Source organism: Alteribacter natronophilus (assembly GCF_006007885.1).
Classification (GTDB): Bacteria; Bacillota; Bacilli; order Bacillales; family Salisediminibacteriaceae; genus Alteribacter; species Alteribacter natronophilus.
The window spans coordinates 15,113-33,076 of record NZ_VCRO01000007.1 but is presented as its reverse complement, the minus strand read 5'-3'; the positions used below and the strand labels follow the sequence as shown (position 1 = coordinate 33,076).

21 protein-coding genes and 2 other annotated features are annotated in these 17,964 nt (G+C 49.2%); all 21 genes read right to left on the bottom strand.

Annotated elements, in window-relative coordinates; translation table 11 throughout:
• Nucleotides 1-337 precede the first annotated feature (337 nt).
• Nucleotides 338-946: a class I SAM-dependent methyltransferase gene (locus tag FGB90_RS17700; RefSeq protein ID WP_138812206.1), complete on the bottom strand. Its 609-nt coding sequence runs from the start codon at nucleotides 944-946 to the stop codon at nucleotides 338-340.
• Between the two features lie 558 nt (nucleotides 947-1,504).
• Nucleotides 1,505-1,867: a 50S ribosomal protein L7/L12 gene (gene rplL / locus FGB90_RS17695; protein WP_138812205.1), complete on the bottom strand. Its 363-nt coding sequence runs from the start codon at nucleotides 1,865-1,867 to the stop codon at nucleotides 1,505-1,507.
• Between the two features lie 60 nt (nucleotides 1,868-1,927).
• Nucleotides 1,928-2,428: a 50S ribosomal protein L10 gene (gene rplJ, locus FGB90_RS17690; protein ID WP_138812204.1), complete on the bottom strand. Its 501-nt coding sequence runs from the start codon at nucleotides 2,426-2,428 to the stop codon at nucleotides 1,928-1,930.
• Between the two features lie 46 nt (nucleotides 2,429-2,474).
• Nucleotides 2,475-2,629: a sequence feature (ribosomal protein L10 leader region), on the bottom strand.
• Nucleotides 2,630-2,688: 59 nt separating this feature from the next.
• A complete protein-coding gene (gene rplA, locus FGB90_RS17685; RefSeq protein WP_138812203.1) occupies nucleotides 2,689-3,384 on the bottom strand; it encodes a 50S ribosomal protein L1 in 696 nt (231 codons plus the stop codon).
• Nucleotides 3,385-3,553: 169 nt separating this feature from the next.
• The gene (rplK, locus tag FGB90_RS17680; protein WP_138812202.1) at nucleotides 3,554-3,979 is read right to left on the bottom strand and encodes a 50S ribosomal protein L11; all 426 of its coding nucleotides are present in this window, start codon (nucleotides 3,977-3,979) and stop codon (nucleotides 3,554-3,556) included.
• A 216-nt stretch (nucleotides 3,980-4,195) separates the two neighbouring features.
• A complete protein-coding gene (nusG, locus tag FGB90_RS17675; RefSeq protein WP_138812375.1) occupies nucleotides 4,196-4,732 on the bottom strand; it encodes a transcription termination/antitermination protein NusG in 537 nt (178 codons plus the stop codon).
• A 72-nt stretch (nucleotides 4,733-4,804) separates the two neighbouring features.
• Nucleotides 4,805-5,014, bottom strand: a complete 210-nt coding sequence (secE, locus tag FGB90_RS17670) for a preprotein translocase subunit SecE (RefSeq protein WP_138812201.1) — start codon at nucleotides 5,012-5,014, stop codon at nucleotides 4,805-4,807.
• A gap of 61 nt (nucleotides 5,015-5,075) precedes the next feature.
• Complete coding sequence (gene rpmG / locus FGB90_RS17665) at nucleotides 5,076-5,225, bottom strand: 50S ribosomal protein L33 (RefSeq protein ID WP_138812200.1); 150 nt, start codon at nucleotides 5,223-5,225, stop codon at nucleotides 5,076-5,078.
• Nucleotides 5,226-5,280: 55 nt separating this feature from the next.
• Nucleotides 5,281-5,511 carry a hypothetical protein gene (locus tag FGB90_RS17660; RefSeq protein WP_138812199.1) on the bottom strand — a complete coding sequence of 77 codons (231 nt, stop codon included), beginning with the start codon at nucleotides 5,509-5,511 and terminating at the stop codon, nucleotides 5,281-5,283.
• Between the two features lie 145 nt (nucleotides 5,512-5,656).
• A complete protein-coding gene (gene sigH / locus FGB90_RS17655; RefSeq protein WP_138812374.1) occupies nucleotides 5,657-6,295 on the bottom strand; it encodes an RNA polymerase sporulation sigma factor SigH in 639 nt (212 codons plus the stop codon).
• 234 nt (nucleotides 6,296-6,529) lie between these two features.
• A complete protein-coding gene (locus FGB90_RS17650) occupies nucleotides 6,530-7,042 on the bottom strand; it encodes an NYN domain-containing protein (protein WP_138812198.1) in 513 nt (170 codons plus the stop codon).
• Nucleotides 7,042-7,797, bottom strand: a complete 756-nt coding sequence (gene rlmB, locus FGB90_RS17645; RefSeq protein WP_138812197.1) for a 23S rRNA (guanosine(2251)-2'-O)-methyltransferase RlmB — start codon at nucleotides 7,795-7,797, stop codon at nucleotides 7,042-7,044. Before rlmB ends, FGB90_RS17650 begins: the two co-directional genes overlap by 1 nt.
• Before the next feature lie 2 nt (nucleotides 7,798-7,799).
• Nucleotides 7,800-8,216: a Mini-ribonuclease 3 gene (locus tag FGB90_RS17640; RefSeq protein WP_138812196.1), complete on the bottom strand. Its 417-nt coding sequence runs from the start codon at nucleotides 8,214-8,216 to the stop codon at nucleotides 7,800-7,802.
• Between the two features lie 3 nt (nucleotides 8,217-8,219).
• Nucleotides 8,220-9,620 (bottom strand): cysteine--tRNA ligase, encoded by a 1,401-nt coding sequence (gene cysS / locus FGB90_RS17635; protein WP_138812195.1) that lies wholly within the window; start codon nucleotides 9,618-9,620, stop codon nucleotides 8,220-8,222.
• On the bottom strand, nucleotides 9,610-10,272 hold the full coding sequence (cysE, locus tag FGB90_RS17630; RefSeq protein WP_138812194.1) for a serine O-acetyltransferase: 663 nt from the start codon (nucleotides 10,270-10,272) through the stop codon (nucleotides 9,610-9,612). Before cysE ends, cysS begins: the two co-directional genes overlap by 11 nt.
• Before the next feature lie 151 nt (nucleotides 10,273-10,423).
• Nucleotides 10,424-10,671: a binding site (T-box leader), on the bottom strand.
• Between the two features lie 17 nt (nucleotides 10,672-10,688).
• A complete protein-coding gene (gene gltX / locus FGB90_RS17625) occupies nucleotides 10,689-12,149 on the bottom strand; it encodes a glutamate--tRNA ligase (protein ID WP_138812193.1) in 1,461 nt (486 codons plus the stop codon).
• A 246-nt stretch (nucleotides 12,150-12,395) separates the two neighbouring features.
• Entirely contained in the window at nucleotides 12,396-12,875 is a 480-nt protein-coding gene (ispF, locus tag FGB90_RS17620; protein WP_138812192.1) for a 2-C-methyl-D-erythritol 2,4-cyclodiphosphate synthase, read from the bottom strand.
• Complete coding sequence (gene ispD, locus FGB90_RS17615; protein WP_138812191.1) at nucleotides 12,872-13,576, bottom strand: 2-C-methyl-D-erythritol 4-phosphate cytidylyltransferase; 705 nt, start codon at nucleotides 13,574-13,576, stop codon at nucleotides 12,872-12,874. The genes ispF and ispD overlap by 4 nt, the downstream gene beginning before the upstream one ends.
• Before the next feature lie 314 nt (nucleotides 13,577-13,890).
• The gene (locus FGB90_RS17610; protein ID WP_138812190.1) at nucleotides 13,891-14,994 is read right to left on the bottom strand and encodes a PIN/TRAM domain-containing protein; all 1,104 of its coding nucleotides are present in this window, start codon (nucleotides 14,992-14,994) and stop codon (nucleotides 13,891-13,893) included.
• A gap of 286 nt (nucleotides 14,995-15,280) precedes the next feature.
• Nucleotides 15,281-16,360, bottom strand: coding sequence for a DNA integrity scanning diadenylate cyclase DisA (gene disA, locus FGB90_RS17605; protein WP_138812189.1), 1,080 nt, complete (start codon nucleotides 16,358-16,360; stop codon nucleotides 15,281-15,283).
• The gene (radA, locus tag FGB90_RS17600) at nucleotides 16,338-17,747 is read right to left on the bottom strand and encodes a DNA repair protein RadA (protein ID WP_138812188.1); all 1,410 of its coding nucleotides are present in this window, start codon (nucleotides 17,745-17,747) and stop codon (nucleotides 16,338-16,340) included. The genes disA and radA overlap by 23 nt, the downstream gene beginning before the upstream one ends.
• Nucleotides 17,748-17,964: the final 217 nt, after the last annotated feature.

Below are 17,964 nucleotides of genomic sequence, written 5' to 3'. Positions count from 1 at the left end.
GCCTGCCGGCAGCTCGGCCGTACAGCGGATTTCCACAGAACGCAGGGCTAAACATAGACATGAAAAACCCCATCTATGATCAGCGTGCTGAAGAACACGCAAAAAACCTGTCCTAAAGCAGGCACGGGTCAGATCAAGCCGGCGGTGTATGTACACCTGCGCACTGCATACTGAAAAAAAGAGTATTTTCAGAGCCTTAAGCCCCAAAAAAACAGCAAAGACGTTACTAGTCTGTCCTTAACTGTCTCTTTTATACACAGCACTTATATTTAAACGCATTGATCCTATTTTCATTTTCATACGCATTACATAACATTAACACAATCAAAATACCGAGTCAAACCTTTTGGGCACGGAAGATAAAATACCCTTTTTCCTTCGTGACGACCTGAACCTGCCCATCTCCAAAAAGCTCTTCGAGTTTCTTCCCGGCCGATGGTGCCCCCTGCTTTTTCCTGATTACAACCCAGAGGTCCCCTCCTCCCTTCAGGCGGGAGAAAGCATCTTCAAAAAGTTGGTGAACAACCTGTTTCCCCGCACGGATCGGCGGGTTGGTGAGAATCGCTGCAAAACCCTCTGTATCGACAGCGGAAAACAGCGAACTTACTATAATATCGGTGTTCCCGCTCACCCCGTTTTTCTCAGCGTTTCTTTTTGCAAGACTTACAGCCCGCTCGTTAATATCCCCCATGAGAAATGAGCGGCCTCTGAATTCGGAGGCGAGTGTGATCCCGATCGGCCCCCAGCCGCAGCCGATGTCTGCAATCGGACCTTCCGTTTCCGGAAGTTCAAAAGCTTCCAGTAGTGTGCGGGTTCCAAAATCCAGATCGCCCCTGGAGAACACCCCTCTGTCGGAAAGGAAGGAAAGTTCCTGCCCGCGGATGGTGACCTTCACCTGTGCCGGACTGCTTTCCACATCCGGTTTTTCCGAGTAATAGTGCCCCATTTCTTTTCACCCCACTGTTCTGATTAGATGAGATTTATAAAAGCTCCACCACACGGCACCCTGCAGATATCACTGCAGTGCCAATGCGAATCCTGCTTCATTCATTCTTACATGTTTAGAAGTGAATATACCTCCGGTTGAATCAACGCTCCGCCGAACGCCGTCCATTCGCTTTCCGCGGCGGTCCGGGGAGCCTCCTCGGGCTTCCGCCCTGCGGGGTGTCTCCCCCTGGCCCCGTCTGCCGCAGGAGTCTCACTGCCGGCGACCGGCTGCGCTTCATTTTTTCAAATTCTATTACTGCCGTTTTAAGATACTAAAGGCTGTCCTAACATGGAATCACCGTATCTATTCTTTCTATTAGAAAGCCGGAAAGGAAAGGCGTTGCCCGCGGAAAGCGCCCGCCTGCAGCGTAATAAAACAGGAACCTTTCCGCATAGGGGGTAATTCAGCAGCAGCCTTTAATAACCCCTTCCGGAAGGAGCAGCTCCATCATTTCACCGGGTTAAAAAAGCCCGCTTTGGGGTTACCAAAGCGGGCTTTCTGCCGTAAGAGCAGATCTTACTTAAGTTCGATAGAAGCGCCAGCTTCTTCAAGCTTAGCTTTCATTTCTTCAGCATCTTCTTTCGATACGCCTTCTTTTACTGGTGCAGGCGCGCCGTCAACAAGAGCTTTTGCATCTTTAAGACCAAGGCCAGTGATTTCGCGAACCACTTTAATTACGCCGATCTTAGAGCTTCCAGCAGACTCAAGGACTACGTCGAACTCAGTTTGTTCTTCAGCAGCTTCACCAGCGCCACCGCCAGCTACTGCTACAGGAGCTGCAGCTTCTACTCCGAATTCTTCCTCAATTGCTTTAACGAGGTCGTTAAGTTCCAAAACAGACATTTCTTTAATCGCATCGATAATTTGCTCTTTAGTCATTTTGTCGTTCCTCCTATTTAGTGTATTACTTGTGATTTTTAAGCTGTCAGGCGGCTGAATTTACGCGCCCTGTTCTTCTTTCTGCTCTGCAACCGCCTTTGTAGCAAGGGCAAAGTTGCGGATTGGAGCCTGCATAACGCTGAGAAGCATTCCAAGCAGACCATCGCGGGAAGGCAGTTCTGCAATAGCCTTGATTTCCTCAAGAGTTGCAACGCGGCCTTCGATTACACCCGCTTTGATTTCAAGTGCATCGTGATCCTTTGCGAATTTGTTAAGAATTCGTGCAGGAGCGATTACATCATCGTTACTGAACGCGATCGCAGTCGGTCCTTTAAGCTGTTCATCAAGCTCTGAAAGGCCGGCTTCTGCTGTCGCGCGGCGCGTCATCGTGTTTTTGTAAACTTTGAAGTCAACGCCTTCTTCACGAAGCTGTTTACGAAGTTCAGTTACTTCCGCCACGTCAAGTCCGCGGTAATCAACCACGATTGTAGACTGGCTTTCTTTCAGTTTCGCTGCAATTTCATCAACGACCTGTTTCTTCTGTTCAATCACTGCGCTCATCCTGTACTTACACCTCCTGTAGAATCAAGGATTCATACCTTAACTGGGAGAAATAAAAAGGCCTCCAGGTCTTTGCAGACATGGAGGCACACGTATCGGTAACCTGTGATTGACTCACAGGATTCTGATCGGCATTTCACCTCGGCAGGGTATTAAGCGGCAAGCCGCTCCTGCTGTCTGCGGTATGATTTACTGATTAAATTTTAATCACTAGAAAACAGTATATCGCCCTGAAAAGGGGAAGTCAACTGCTTATTTGATTAAAGTTTAAAAGCGGACGCGTTTACTTTCACGCCAGGGCCCATTGTAGATGCAACGGACACGTTACGCATGTAAGTTCCCTTGGATGCAGCCGGCTTCGCTTTGATAAGAGTGTCAACCATTGTGCGGAAGTTCTCTTCAAGCTTGTCAGCGTCAAAGGATACTTTTCCGATTGGAACGTGGATGTTCCCGGATTTATCAACGCGGTACTCAACTTTACCCGCTTTAATTTCGTTTACAGCTTTTTCTACGTCAAACGTTACAGTACCGGTTTTCGGGTTCGGCATAAGACCTTTTGGTCCAAGCACACGACCGAGTTTACCAACCTGGGCCATCATGTCCGGAGTGGCAACGACTACGTCGAAGTCAAACCATCCCTGGTTGATTTTGTTGATCATGTCTTCCTCACCTACGTAGTCCGCTCCTGCAGCTTCCGCTTCCTTGGCTTTTTCGCCTTTCGCGAAAACAAGGACACGCTGGGTTTTACCCGTTCCGTTTGGAAGAACAACTGCGCCGCGGATCTGCTGGTCCGCTTTCTTAGGATCTACTCCAAGACGGGCAGCCATTTCTACTGTTTCGTCAAAGTTAGCTGTTGCTGTTTTCTTAACAAGTTCAAGTGCTTCGCGAGCTTCGTACGCTTTTTCGCGGTCAACAAGCTTCTGAGCATCTTCAAACTTTTTGCCATTCTTAGCCATGTTATTTCCTCCTTGATTGTGGTTTTAGCGGTTAGACCTCCCACTAATAAAGGCTGCGACCCCGGAGCGGGCGCTGTGTCCTGTAAAGGAACACGGCACACGCAGCCGGGCGGGACGGATCCCGCTTCGCAACCTCAATGACGGTTCATGGGTTCAATTAACCTTAAGATTAACCTTCGACCGTGATACCCATACTGCGGGCAGTACCTTCAACCATACGCATAGCTGATTCTACATCAGCTGCGTTGAGGTCAGGCATCTTTGTTTCCGCAATTTCACGTACTTTATCACGACTCACTGTTGCCACTTTCACCTTGTGCGGCTCCCCGGAACCGGATTCGATTCCTGCTGCTTTCTTCAGAAGAACTGCAGCCGGTGGAGTTTTTGTGATAAATGTAAATGAACGGTCTTCAAATACCGTGATTTCAACCGGAATAATTAAGCCCGCTTGTTCCTGTGTACGAGCGTTAAATTCTTTACAGAATCCCATGATGTTTACTCCAGCCTGACCAAGCGCCGGCCCTACTGGCGGTGCTGGGTTTGCTTTACCAGCTGGGATTTGAAGTTTTACAACTTTAATGACCTTTTTAGCCACGCGACACACCTCCTTAAGTCCGTGATGTGGTAAACCGGGCATGATGCCCTCCCACTCATATCTGCATGATTGCAGGAAAAAACGTGAACATGATGTTCACGTCATTAACAACATTCAAATTTTATCACTTTCAAAAACAGATCGCAAGTCCTTTTAAAAATCGTTTTGGGTAGTGCGGATAAGGCTTCGCCGAATCCTTCAGCTCCCTGGAAAGATTTACTGGACTTTTTCGACTTGATTGAATTCAAGTTCAACCGGTGTTTCACGGCCGAACATGTTGACGTGAACTTTGAGTTTCTGCTTTTCGGCGAAAATGTCTTCAACCGTACCGATGAAGTTGGCAAACGGACCTTCTTTAACCTTGACAGGTTCCTTGATCTCGAAGTCAACTTCCGCTTTCGGCTGTTCAACACCCATTTGACGCAGAATAGCATCCACTTCTTCAGGAAGAAGCGGTGTCGGCTTTGATCCTGCTCCTGCAGAACCGACAAACCCGGTTACACCCGGCGTGTTGCGGACAACGTACCAGGAATCATCCGTCATAACCATTTCTACGATAACATAACCCGGAAAGACCTTTTTGGTAACCTGCTTGCTCTTTCCATTCTTAATCTCCGTTTCCTCTTCAACAGGAACAAGAACCCGGAAGATCTTGTCGGTCATGTCCATCGACTCAACACGCTTCTCCAGGTTCGTTTTTACTTTATTCTCATAACCTGAATAGGTGTGGACAACAAACCAATTTTTCTCCATGACGATCAGGACGTGAAGTCCTTCCCTCCTCTTAAAAACCAACTTCTCCAGCCGTGTGCTGCAGGTGTTTTACTAGTTTAGAATTAAATTAATCAGCTGGGAAATACCAGAGTCAACAATAAAGAAGAATACAGCGATGAATGCAACCGTTGCGATTACGACACCTGTGTAGCGCACAAGCTCTTTCCGGTTCGGCCATGATACGCGCTTCATTTCCGTGGATACTTCTTTAAGGAACTTTACCGGCTTTTTTGCTGATGATGCAGTTGATGTTTCTGCCATACAAGCCACCTCCAACCTTTTGTAAAGGGTCCGGCTCTGTGCCGCTGCCCGTCATTATTATTTACTTCGTCTCGACATGGGTTGTATGCTTACCGCATGTACTGCAGTATTTGCTGATTGTTAAACGGTCGGCGCGGCTGCCTGCCGTCTTTTTGGTTGAATAGTTCCGGGTTTTGCATTCCGAACATGCGAGAACGATTTTTGCTGACATGTCATACTCCTTGACTGCTGTGAAATAGATCGTGCGTACATGTGTACATACCATTTCAACTTATCACAATAAAAGAAGGGCTGTCAATCGCCCCTCTTCTCTCAGTGTCGCCCGTTTCAGCCGTTTTCATAACCTTTGCAGAAGAAAGTTTGAGAGGGTTGTCCTGACCGTCCTGCATAAGCCTGTACCCATTATCGGCTGCGGGTTTTATACTTTCTTTTTTAAAAGCTGCTTTCGGAAAGACTGTTGTTTTATTCTGCTGCAGGCGGACGCTTTCCGCGGGCATCGCTTCAGCCTCCTCGGGAAAAACGCCCTGCGGGGTCTTCACCTGATGCTATTCCCGCTGGAGTCGCCGCCTTTCGCTGCATAATTAATTTGGTCATTAACAACAACGTATACGAACACAGCCTTTTCAATAGCTTTACACGGTTTTACAGTTTTACGCCTTTGATTTCCACGTATCGTTCGAGCTTTCTTTTTACGCGCTGGAGCGCATTATCGATTGATTTTACGTGCCGGTTAAGATCGGCTGAAATTTCCTGGTAGCTGCGGCCGTCCAGATACAGCATTAGAACCTGACGCTCCAGCTCACTTAAAATTTCACCCATTTTGACTTCAATATCATCAAACTCTTCCTGGTTGATGAGCAGTTCTTCAGGGTTACTCACCCTTGACCCGCAGATGACGTCCAACAGTGTCCGGTCCGATTCCTCATCGTACAACGGCTTGTCCAGTGAAACGTAGGAATTGAGAGGAATGTGCTTCTGCCGGGTAGCGGTTTTGATAGCCGTGATGATCTGCCTGGTGATGCACAGCTCGGCGAACGCTTTAAAGGAAGAAAGCTTGTCCCCTTTAAAATCCCGGATGGATTTGTAGAGACCGATCATGCCTTCCTGAACGATGTCTTCATGATCTGCACCAATAAGGAAGTACGATCTCGCTTTTGCTCTGACGAAGTTTTTGTACTTGTTAATCAGATGCTCAAGTGCCGCACTGTCTCCCTCCCGGACATACTCTACCAGGGTTTCGTCGTTCATTCCTTCAAACTTGACGTTCCGTCCAGTTTCCATGAGGTTTAAAGCCACCGCGATCCCTCCGACCCTGTCTTTTTTCTCCGCGTTAAAAAGGGAGTGCCGACACCGGCCCATCCTGATGTAAGCGCATTACAAATGACTGTTTTAAAAGTAAGGAAACTGTTCCTTACCCTTACTGACTGCCATTGAAACCTTTTTAACCAGATAGAATTGTGAATTGTCTAAATATAGAAACATTATACTAGACAAAAAGGAAAGGCGTCAAGGTGCTCACCGCTCACCTCGACGCCATTTCTCAAATATTTCTGCCATCTCGTCCGTAATCGGCAGCTTGGATCGCCCCTTATGTTTTTTTGCATTCATAACCTTACGGGAAATTCTTTTTTCAATCGCCATCACTTCGTTACGCAGTTCCCTTGCGGATTTCCGGAGAGCACCGCTGGCAAAGATCACCCGCTGTTCAAGGAAGTCGGATGTAGCAACGGAGATTTCCGTGTCTACCCGTTTCAGGGTGCGGACGAGTTTTTCAATCCGCTCATCGGCGGTTTCCTTTTCTCTCGTGTAAATAATGTCGAGTCTGAAGTTTTTCATTTTCCGGCCGAGACCCGGGACCATGTGGGCATCGAACACGATAATGACACTCGCCCCTGTGTAGGCCTGGTATTCTGCCATTTTTTCTATCAGAATGTCCCTCGCTTCTTCCAGGTTGCGGGTCTGAAGCTCCCTGAGTTCAGGCCAGTCACCGATAATATTGTAGCCGTCTACAATAAGGAATCTGCGCATCAGCCCTGTCCTTCCGGATGACGGCGCCGATAGACTTCGTACATGAGAAGAGCGGCAGCAACCGATGCGTTCAGGGAGGTGACGTGACCCGCCATTGGAATCCGCACAAGAAAATCGCACTTTTCTTTTACAAGCCTGCTGAGACCTTTCCCTTCACTGCCGATCACAAGCCCTGTAGGCATGGTGAAATCAGTCTGCCTGTAATCTTCCTTTCCTGAGGCGTCGGTTCCTACAAACCAAAGGCCGCGATCCTTCAGCTCATCCATCGTACGGGCAAGGTTGGTAACCCGCGCCACCGGTATATGCTCAATGGCACCGGTGGATGCTTTTGCCACGGTCTGGGTCAGTCCGACCGAACGACGTTTCGGCACGATTACGCCATGGGCCCCGACAGCATCCGCCGTCCTCAGTATCGACCCGAGGTTATGGGGATCCTCCAGTTCGTCAAGAAGCAGAAACAGCGGTGCTTCCCCGCTCTTTTCAGCCGCTGCGAACAGGTCATCCATATCACTGTATTCATAGGCTGCCACCTGGGCTACCACGCCCTGGTGCTGGGTCCCCCCGGTCATCTGGTCAATTTTGCGTTTCGGAACAAACTGGACATTCACTTTCATCGTTTTGGCCAGTTCCGTCACTTTGTTCATCTGGCCTTTCTGGGAACCTTCTGCAACCCAGATTTTATTGACCGGACGCTTCGCTTTCAGTGCCTCGATCACCGGGTTTTTTCCTGCTATATAATCCTGTCTTTCACTCATTCTCAGTCCCCCCCTTCCGTATCAAGTAAAGTAAACGTTTCAGTCATAACAGCATCCAGTCTTTCATGGTCATCCTTCAGATAAAGATAACCGAGAAGCGCCTCAAAAGCGGTGCTGTATCTGTATGTTGTCACATCTGTATTTTTGGGCACGGTGCCTGATTTGGCATTTCGCCCCCTCAGTGTAACAGCCCGTTCCCTTTCTGTAAGAAACCCGTTTTCGAGGAGCTGCAGCACCGCACGGGCCTGCGCCTTTGCGGATACAAAGGCGCTCGCTTTCCGGTGCAGCTGGTTCGGTTTCACCTGGCCGGAGGCAATCAGACGGTAGCGCACATACATATCCATTACGCCGTCTCCCATATAAGCCAGTGTCAGTCCGTTAAGCTGATCAACATCTTTGACTTCTTCTTTCAGCTTCAACCTTTACACCCTCTTCCAGCGTGTACCCTGCGGTGTGTCCTCAAGAACGATCCCCTGCTCTTTCAGGTCATCCCGGATCTGGTCAGCTCGTGCAAAGTCGCGGTTTTTCCGGGCATCGATCCGCTCCTGAATCAAAGTTTCAATTTCCTCATCAAGAATTTCCGCTGTCTGGTTCAAAGCGACTCCGAGAACATCCGACATCCGGTCCATCGTCTCAAGTATGTGAGAAAGCACGGTTTTGCTCGTGTGCTTTTCACGAAGGTAGTTGTTTGCTGTTTTAACGAGGTCAAACAGGGCAGCTACAGCATTTGCGCTGTTAAAGTCGTCATCCATCTCCTCAATAAAACGGTCATGGTGGGCATCGACTTTCCCGGTCCACTGCTCCGCGTCTTCCCCGAGATCGGCCGTTTCGGAGAGACGGTGCGAGATGTTGGCGTACGTTGTCCTGATACGCTCGAGGGAGCTTGCTGCACTTGTAAGCTGCTCGTCGCTGAAGTTGATCGGACTCCGGTAGTGGTTGTTTACGATAAAGAACCTCACGACTTCCGGATCGAATTTTTTAATAATATCGTGCACAAGAATAAAGTTTCCGAGAGATTTCGACATTTTTTCGTTGTCAATATTGATGTATCCGTTATGGATCCAGTAATTGGCCATCTTCTTTTCATTTAGCGCTTCGGACTGGGCTATCTCATTTTCATGGTGCGGAAACGACAGATCCTGGCCTCCGGCGTGAATATCGATCGTATCGCCGAGGTACTTTTTCACCATGGCCGAGCACTCGATGTGCCAGCCGGGCCGCCCTTTTCCCCATGGACTGTCCCAGTAGATTTCATCGGGTTTTGCCCCTTTCCAGAGAACAAAATCAAGTGGATCTTCCTTTTTCTCTCCCACTTCAATCCGGGCACCGAGCTGAAGATCGTCCACTGACTGGTGGGACAGTTTTCCGTATCCTTCAAATTTGCGGGTTCTGAAATACACATCCCCGCCTGAAGCATAGGCGTATCCTTTATCCACCAGCTTCCCGATGAAGCTGATGATGTCTGTCATCGTTTCGGTTACACGTGGATGAAGGTCGGCTTTTTTAACTCCGAGTGCTCCTGTGTCCTCGTGATAAGCCTGAATGAAGCGCTCGGCAATTTCCGTTACGTCTTCGCCCATTTCATCGGCAGCCCTGATAATTTTGTCGTCCACATCCGTAAAATTGGAGACGTAATGGACGTCGTAGCCGCGGTATTCAAAATAGCGGCGTACCATATCAAAAACAACGGCGGGCCTGGCATTTCCGATGTGGATGTAGTTGTAAACCGTCGGACCGCAAACGTACATCTTTACTTTGCCTTCCTCCATAGGTGTGAATTCCTCTTTTTGTCTTGTGAGTGTATTATAGAGCTTAATCGCCACGATAAGCGCCTCCTTTATGACTCTGTGTCCCGTCCAGCTGTTCTTTTAAACGGGCAATTTCCTCTTCGAGCTCTTTCAGTTTGTCTGATACCGGGTCGGGCAGATTGATATGATCGAGATCGTGGTCCACTTTTACACCGTCCTGTACAACCACTCTTCCGGGAATACCCACCACCGTTGAGTTGGGGGGCACTTCCTTCAGAACGACTGACCCTGCACCAATCCTCGCATTCATTCCAATTCTCATGGAACCGAGTACTTTCGCGCCCGTTGCAATCAGCACATTGTCTTCAAGGGTCGGATGGCGTTTGCCTTTTTCCTTCCCTGTTCCGCCCAGGGTTACTCCCTGGTAGATTGTACAGTTGTCGCCGATTTCACACGTTTCACCGATGACCACTCCCATCCCATGGTCGATAAACAGCCGCTGGCCGATCACAGCGCCGGGGTGAATTTCAATACCCGTAAAGAAACGGCTGATCTGGGAAAGAAAGCGGGCGAGGAAGTAAAAACGCTTTTTCCAGAGCCAGTGGGCCAGCCTGTGGCTCCAGATCGCATGGACCCCCGAATAATTAAAAATAACTTCAAGGCGGTTTCTGGCGGCCGGGTCCTGGTCCAGTACCACATCAATATCATTTTTTAGTGTTTTAAACACAGCACTGACCTCCTTCATTTCCTTATGTTTCGTGTCTTCCCTGAAAGTCCTGACATCACTTCCGCTTCTCACTTTACTTTCGCTTTCTGCGGCGATCCGGCAAGGCTTCTCTCCTGGATTTACAAAAAAAGCGCCCCTGTGCCCGGTCGGGCACAGAGGCGCTTTTTACTGCGCGGTTCCACTCTGCTTGAATTCCCCCCATGATACGGAAGAAACTCCTCTTATCCCTGTAACGGCGGGTGGGCCGCCTGAACCTACTTGTTCCTTTTCAGCAAAGGATGTTCGGAACAGGACTCGGGGATGCATGTTCCCTGCACCGTTCTTTAAGCTGCTTTCAGCCGGCGGCAGCTCTCTCTGTCAAAGTCGGATACAAATACTTTTTCCCTTCAGCGTTCTTTTATATATGCGAATCACTCTTACTCACTTACTGCCTGGTCGAGACGGACGAGAACCTTTTCCCTGCCCAGGAGTGCAATCGTATCCGGGAGATCCCGGCCGTGCGTCTGACCGCTTACAGCGACACGGATCGGCATGAACAGTTTCTTGCCTTTATGGCCGGTCGATTTCTGAACGGACTTGATCGCCTTTTTAATTGCAGCAGGCTCAAACTCCTCAAGTGCGGCGACTTCCTCTTTGAAGGCTGCCATAACTTCCGGCACCTGCTCTTCCGATAGTACCTGCTTCGCTTCTTCATTATACTCGATTTCCTCTTTGAAGAACAAATCAGCAAGCTCAACAATTTCTGCTCCGTAGCTCATCTGCTCCTGATAAAGAGCTATAAGCTTTTCCGCCCACTGGCGCTGCTCACTGGCCATATCTTCCGGCAGTTTACCCGCCTTAACGAGGTGAGGAAGGGCAAGGTCCACCACTTCACTCAGTTCCGCTTCTTTCACATAGCGGTTGTTGATCCACTCAAGCTTATCGGTATCAAAGACAGCCGGTGCTTTGGATACACGTTCGAGGCTGAATTTTTCGATCAGCTCTTCTTTGGAGTAAATCTCCTCTTCCTCCCCGGCAGACCAGCCGAGAAGAGCAAGGAAGTTCACGATCGCTTCCGGCATATATCCGAGATCACGGTACTGTTCCACAAACTGGATAATCGACTCATCACGCTTGCTCATTTTCTGACGGTCCGGATTCAGGATAAGGGAGGCATGTGCAAAAAGCGGCTTCTCCCAGCCGAATGCTTCATAAACCAGTGCCTGACGAGGCGTGTTTGAAAGGTGCTCCTCCCCGCGAATAACGTGGGAAATCTCCATCAGATGATCGTCGATAACGACAGCAAAGTTGTACGTCGGTACGCCGTCTTTACGTGCAATGACAAAGTCGCCCGTTCCTTCATTTTCAAACGTCACATTACCACGGATCACGTCTTCAATAACAACAGAGCCTGATTCAGGAACGCGGAAACGGACAACAGGTTTTTTGCCTTCTTTTTCATACGCTTCACGCTGTTCCGGTGTAAGGTCGCGGTCCCGGCCGGAATATTTCGGCGTTTCACCACGGGCACGCTGTGCTTCGCGTTCAGCTTCCAGCTCCTCTTCGGTCATGTAGCAGTAGTAGGCTTTTCCTTCGTCAATCAGCTTCTGAATATGTTCTCTGTAGATATCCATACGCTCCATGCTTTGGTATGGTGCGTGAGGGCCTCCGGTATCAACACTTTCATCCCAGTCGATCCCGAGCCACTTCATGCTCTCCATGAGTTTTTCAGTGGCTGTTTCCACGTTTCTTGCCTGGTCTGTATCTTCAATACGAACGATAAACTTTCCGTTCTGGTTCCGTGCAAATAAATAGTTAAACAGAGCCGACCGCGCTCCGCCAATGTGAAGATGTCCGGTAGGTGACGGTGCAAAACGCACCCGGATTTCCTTAGCCATAGTATGACTCCTTTCATGCATAGGTTCGTAAATTTACAGTGGCAGACCACTGCTTTTTATAAGTATAAAAGATTACATGCCGCTCGCAGATGACCCTCCCGGAAGACAGCTCCGCCGTTCTTCTGCAAAGGCCCTGCAGCGGGTATTCCCGCTTAAGCAGCCGTCTCATGTTTCAGGCTTTCCTTTACGGTCTGACACTGCATTCATTTTACCATTACCGTCAAGTGGACTGCCTCCGTGAGCAGTCTATTTTTCTGCAGGAACCAGCAGCACGACAGCCTGGGAGGCAATCCCTTCCCCGCGTCCGGTGAAACCCAGTTTTTCTGTCGTAGTGGCTTTCACGTTCACCTGGGCAGGATCGGCTTCAAGGAGGCCGCTGATTGTTTCCCTCATGTGCTCGATGTGAGGTGCCATCTTAGGCATTTGTGCCATGATGGTACAGTCCACATTCCCGAGAGTATACCCTTTTTCTTTTACGATCGCCCATACGTGACTGAGCAGTTTTTTGGAGTCCGCGTCTTTAAATGCCGGGTCGGTATCGGGAAAATGTTTTCCGATATCCCCCTCTCCAACCGCACCCAGGCACGCATCGGCAATGGTGTGAAGCAGCACGTCTGCATCTGAATGGCCGAGAAGCCCTTTTTCGTATGGAATTTCAATGCCGCCGATAATCAGCGGGCGGCCTTCTGTAAGCTGGTGTACATCGAATCCCTGTCCAATCCTCATTGTCTCTGACCGTCCTTCCGTTGTGAAATAATCGCCTCTGCAAAAAGCATATCCTCAGGAGTTGTGAGTTTGATATTCGAGTAGTCTCCTTCCACAATCCTGACTTCCTCACCCTGCCATTCAGCAAGGCTGGCATCGTCAGTGCCGGCAAAGCCTTCAGCCTGTGCTTTCTCATGAGCGCGAAGTATGAGCGGGAGCTGGAAAGCCTGGGGCGTCTGCACGGCCCAGAGGCTTGTCCGGTCGACCGTTTCTGCCACAACGCCTTCCTCTGCTTTCTTCACAGTATCTTTAACCGGCACACCAAGGACGGCTGCTCCGCTTTCGGCGGCTTTGGCGGTAAGTTCGCTAATCCGCTTACGGCTCACAAAGGGGCGTGCCCCGTCATGAATCAGAACCATTGTTCCTTCATCCCCGTCGATCTGTTTCAGACCTTCACGGACGCTGTCCTGGCGTTCCTTTCCACCCGGTATTACCTGAATGGTTTTCGTAATCTTATATGTGGCTATAAGATCCTGCATTGCTTCTGTCTCCTGGTCGTTGACGACGAGGACGATTTCCCGGCAGGCCGGGTCCGTATCAAAAACGCGGAGTGTATGTATGACGAGCGGGGTATTGTCGAGCATCAGAAACTGTTTGTTTTTTCCGGCCTGCATCCGCTTCCCCTGACCTGCTGCCGGAATGACAACCGTATAGTTCTCCATCCGTATCTTCCCCAATACCTGTTTTTTCTGTAAACATGACTTTGAGGTTGACCCAAAAGGTATGCTTTTTACCTTTTGTATCAACCTCTGACGCAATGAGCAGAGCCGCTTCGCGCACCGGTGCTTTCCCGGTCCGGCCGAAGCGTGCGCGGCCATTGCTTATTTTATAGGTGTAAGTCTGCTGTATAGAAGCTCCGCTTCAGGTGCTGCGCTTCGCCGCTTAACCCACAGTACTAATAACATAAGATCATCATGCAAACGTGCGGCTGGAAGGTCGGTTTTACGGGCTCTCCCCGCTTCTGCAGCAGTAGGTTTTACAGCGCTTTTTCCAGTGGTTTCGGTTTGGCGAATATCATCCTGCCTGCAGATGTCTGAAGGACGCTGGTCACAATCACATCGATTTCCTTACCGATATAGCTGCGGCCCTCCTCAACGACGATCATCGTGCCGTCATCAAGGTAGGCAACTCCCTGGTTGTGCTCCTTGCCGTCTTTGATGACCTGAACGGCCATTTCTTCGCCGGGCAGAACAACCGGTTTAACGGCGTTTGCCAGGTCGTTAATATTCAGAACGGAAACGCCCTGGAGATCACAGACCTTATTCAGGTTGAAATCGTTGGTTACCACGTAACCGTCGATGACTTTTGCAAGTTTCACAAGCTTGGAATCCACTTCCTGGATATCTTCAAAGTCTCCTTCATAGATTTCCACGTCGATCGGGAGTTCCTTCTGTATTTTATTCAGAATATCAAGTCCCCTTCTTCCCCTGTTCCGCTTCAGAACATCGGATGAATCGGCGATATGCTGCAGTTCCTCAAGGACAAACTCGGGAATAATCAGGGTGCCTTCCAGAAAACGTGTCTGGCAGATATCCGCAATTCTTCCATCGATAATGACACTTGTGTCAAGAATTTTGAGAGAACCTTTGCTGCCTTTAAGCGTTTCCTCTTCTTCTTTTTTCCTGCCTTCCCTGGAGCCGAGCCGGCCGGAAAGAGCCGTCAGCGTGCCAAGTTCCTCGCGTTTTTTAAACCCGATCTGGAAACCGAGATAGCCGAGGAAAAAAGTGGCAAACAGGGGCAGGAAGGTGCTGAGGATCGGGATGCCCAGGGCATCAATCGGCAGACCGATCAGGAATGCCACAATCAGGCCGACAATCAGACCCATTGTTCCAAACAGAAGATCAGTTACAGGCACTTTTACCAGCTTTTCTTCCAGAACTCTGATGAGCTCGACAAAATCATCGATAAACCAGTAAGTGATTAAAAATAAAATAATTGCGCCCAGAACCGCTCCTGCGTAGGGACTCTCCAGCAGAGGAGCATCTCCAATATTAAGAATCTGAATAAGATCAGGTATAAATATAAATCCTGCCGCGCCACCAACGATCAGTATGAAAAGCTGTGTAATTCGTCTAAGCAACGTCTTCACCTCCTTTAACCATTATAGACAAGTCACCGGATTTGAAACCTGGTTGCGTAAAATCACAAAAAGTTACACTCTATTCCGGTGATTTGCAATAAATTAACAATATCAGAGTGAAAAACAGGTGTCAATGAAAGCAAATTTATCATTATACCTTTAAAAGTGAAGTTTCGTCAAGGTTAGATTTCGTTTGACACACCCTTTCACATTTCCCCCTTAAAAACAGGAAGAGGGACACAGGAAATAATGACGCCCCATCCACCGGGCTTCCTAAAGCCACAGGTTAAATGTGCCGGTCGATAAACAGCTGTTCCTGGATTCTGGTGAGGCCTTCTTTAATTTTTCTCGCCCTTGCTTCCCCGATGCCGTCCACTTCATCAAGCTCCTCGGTTGACGCCCGCATAACCTGTGGGAGATTATCAAACCTCTGGATAAGGTTTTCAACGACGAGCGGCGGAATCCGCGGGATTTTATGGAGGATCCGGTAACCACGCGGACAGATGGCAAACTCGGACAGGTTCACTGTCCTGCTGTAGCCGAGAAGCTTGACGATAATCATGTCATCGAGCAGTTCGTCGCTGGACAGTTTTTTCAGCTGCTTAAGAATGTTAAGAGGGTCGGCGTTACGGTCCTTCATGTAATCTTTAATTAACAGAACAGCTTCTTTCTCCGTATTCGAAACCAGTTCCTCAAGCTGCATGGAAATGAGACGTCCCTCATTTCCAAGTTCATTCACATAGTTGAGAATTTCGGCTTTGATTCGAAGTACCATTTCAACGCGGTGCATAACCTGGGAGACTTCCTGAATGGTGACAAGCTCTTCAAATTCAAGTGCGCCAAGGTTGGTGATACTCTGATCGAGAACAGACTTGTATTTTTCAAGCGTCTGGATCGCCTGGTTGGCTTTTGTGAGTATTACGCCGATGTCCTTGAGGGAATACCGGTATTCCCCCTGGTAGAGCGTAATGACGTTACGCCGCTGGGAAATGGAGATGACAAGGTTTCCTGTCTGGCGGGCAACACGCTGGGCAGTACGGTGCCGGATGCCTGTTTCCGTGGAATCTATGGCATTGTTCGGTACAAGCTGTGTATTTGCATACAGAATGCGTTTTCCGTCCTCACTGAGAATAATCGCACCATCCATCTTCGCCAGCTCGTAAAGGTAGGCCGGGGAAAATTCACAGTTGATAAAGAAACCTCCGTCTACAATATGCATCATCTCGTTATTATATCCAAGGACAATCAGTCCTCCGGTTTTCGCCCGCAGCACGTTGTCAATCCCTTCCCTGAGAGGCGTCCCCGGGGAGACAAGCTGCAGGACGTTGCTGATAAAATTTGTATCATAGTTCGAACGCGGATCCACCTGATGATGCACCTCCTAAACATTCCTCTAATGCTTCACTTACAGTGTTTACACCGATTATTTCGATGCCGTCGGGAACTGTCCACCCGCCGATGTTTTTCTTCGGAATGACAGCCCGTTCAAAGCCGAGTTTGGCCGCTTCCATCACGCGCTGTTCCACCCTTGATACACGTCTGATTTCTCCTGTAAGACCCACTTCCCCAATTACAACGTCCCTCGGCCTTGTAGGAACATCCCGGAAACTGGAGGCAATGGCTACTGTTACGGCAAGGTCGATCGCAGGTTCATCCAGCCTCACACCACCGGCAACTTTAACGTAGGCATCGTGATTCTGAAGCAGCATACCGACTCTCTTCTCGAGCACGGCCATAAGCAGCGAGATCCGGTTATGATCAAGGCCTGTGGCCATTCTTCTCGGGTTTCCGAAACTGGTAGGTGAAATAAGGGACTGGATTTCCACAAGAACTGTTCTGGTTCCCTCCATGGAAGGAACCACCGTGGAACCGGCGGAACCGGCAGTTCGTTCCTGAAGAAAGATTTCAGACGGATTGAGAACTTCGGTCAGACCTTCCTCTTTCATTTCAAATATACCCATTTCGTTGGTGGAACCGAACCGGTTTTTTACGGCACGGAGAATTCTGAACGTATGGTGCCGCTCACCTTCAAAATAAAGCACCGAGTCCACCATATGTTCCAGAAGCCTTGGGCCTGCAATGGCACCCTGTTTAGTAACGTGACCCACCAGGAAGATTGCAATTCCCTTCGTTTTGGCGATCCGCATAAAAGCTGCTGTACATTCCCTTACCTGGGACACACTTCCCGGAGCAGAAGTCACTGCATCCAGGTAAACCGTCTGAATCGAATCGATTATGACGAGTGTCGGGGCCACTTCCTCGATCACTTTTTCAATATATTCAACATCGGTTTCGGCAAGGACAAACAGATTGTCGTCTGCCACGCCGAGTCTGTCTGCTCTCAGCTTCGTCTGCTTGACGCTTTCCTCACCCGAGATGTAGAGCACCCGGTGCTTCTGCCGTGCCATCTGGGATGAGACCTGAAGGAGCAGGGTTGATTTTCCGATTCCCGGATCCCCGCCGACAAGGACGAGTGAACCCGGCACCACTCCTCCCCCGAGCACCCGGTTCAGCTCTTTCATGTTCGTGCTTAACCGCTGTTCATTCTTCTGTTCAATCTGGGTAATCGGCTGGGGCTTTGTGACGCCCCCTCTGGAACTGGTCACAAAGCTTTTTGAAGAGGAAGCTGATGTTTTTTCCTCAAACTCCTCTGTCATTGTGTTCCAGCTCTGGCATCCGGGACATTTTCCCATCCACCGGGTGGACTCGTACCCGCACTCCTGACACACGTATTTCGTCTTTCTTTTTGCCATATATCCTTCCCCGTCCTTATCCGTTAGCTTAGTCTGTCTCTAGTTTATCATGTTTGTTTACAAATCAGGAATGGGGAGACTTCATATCATTTCCCCCTTGTTTCCGGGGAGTTTTAATACGATTGGGCCTTTTTCATATCATTTCCCCCTTGCTTCTGGGGAGTTTTAATACGATTATGCTCTATTCATATCATTTCCCCCTTGCTTCCCACGAGTT

Excerpts from the sequence above, each read along its gene's own strand:
- rplJ (WP_138812204.1), bottom strand. The coding sequence starts at position 2,428 with ATGAGCGCAGTGATTGAACAGAAGAAACAGGTCGTTGATGAAATTGCA.
- secE (WP_138812201.1), bottom strand. The coding sequence starts at position 5,014 with ATGGCAGAAACATCAACTGCATCATCAGCAAAAAAGCCGGTAAAGTTC.
- rpmG (WP_138812200.1), bottom strand. The coding sequence starts at position 5,225 with ATGTCAGCAAAAATCGTTCTCGCATGTTCGGAATGCAAAACCCGGAAC.
- rlmB (WP_138812197.1), bottom strand. The coding sequence starts at position 7,797 with ATGAGTGAAAGACAGGATTATATAGCAGGAAAAAACCCGGTGATCGAG.
- radA (WP_138812188.1), bottom strand. The coding sequence starts at position 17,747 with ATGGCAAAAAGAAAGACGAAATACGTGTGTCAGGAGTGCGGGTACGAG.
- FGB90_RS17660 (WP_138812199.1), bottom strand. The coding sequence starts at position 5,511 with ATGCCCGCGGAAAGCGTCCGCCTGCAGCAGAATAAAACAACAGTCTTT.
- ispF (WP_138812192.1), bottom strand. The coding sequence starts at position 12,875 with ATGAGGATTGGACAGGGATTCGATGTACACCAGCTTACAGAAGGCCGC.
- ispD (WP_138812191.1), bottom strand. The coding sequence starts at position 13,576 with ATGGAGAACTATACGGTTGTCATTCCGGCAGCAGGTCAGGGGAAGCGG.
- rplA (WP_138812203.1), bottom strand. The coding sequence starts at position 3,384 with ATGGCTAAGAATGGCAAAAAGTTTGAAGATGCTCAGAAGCTTGTTGAC.
- sigH (WP_138812374.1), bottom strand. The coding sequence starts at position 6,295 with ATGGAAACTGGACGGAACGTCAAGTTTGAAGGAATGAACGACGAAACC.
- nusG (WP_138812375.1), bottom strand. The coding sequence starts at position 4,732 with ATGGAGAAAAATTGGTTTGTTGTCCACACCTATTCAGGTTATGAGAAT.
- rplL (WP_138812205.1), bottom strand. The coding sequence starts at position 1,867 with ATGACTAAAGAGCAAATTATCGATGCGATTAAAGAAATGTCTGTTTTG.
- gltX (WP_138812193.1), bottom strand. The coding sequence starts at position 12,149 with ATGGCTAAGGAAATCCGGGTGCGTTTTGCACCGTCACCTACCGGACAT.
- FGB90_RS17700 (WP_138812206.1), bottom strand. The coding sequence starts at position 946 with ATGGGGCACTATTACTCGGAAAAACCGGATGTGGAAAGCAGTCCGGCA.
- FGB90_RS17650 (WP_138812198.1), bottom strand. The coding sequence starts at position 7,042 with ATGCGCAGATTCCTTATTGTAGACGGCTACAATATTATCGGTGACTGG.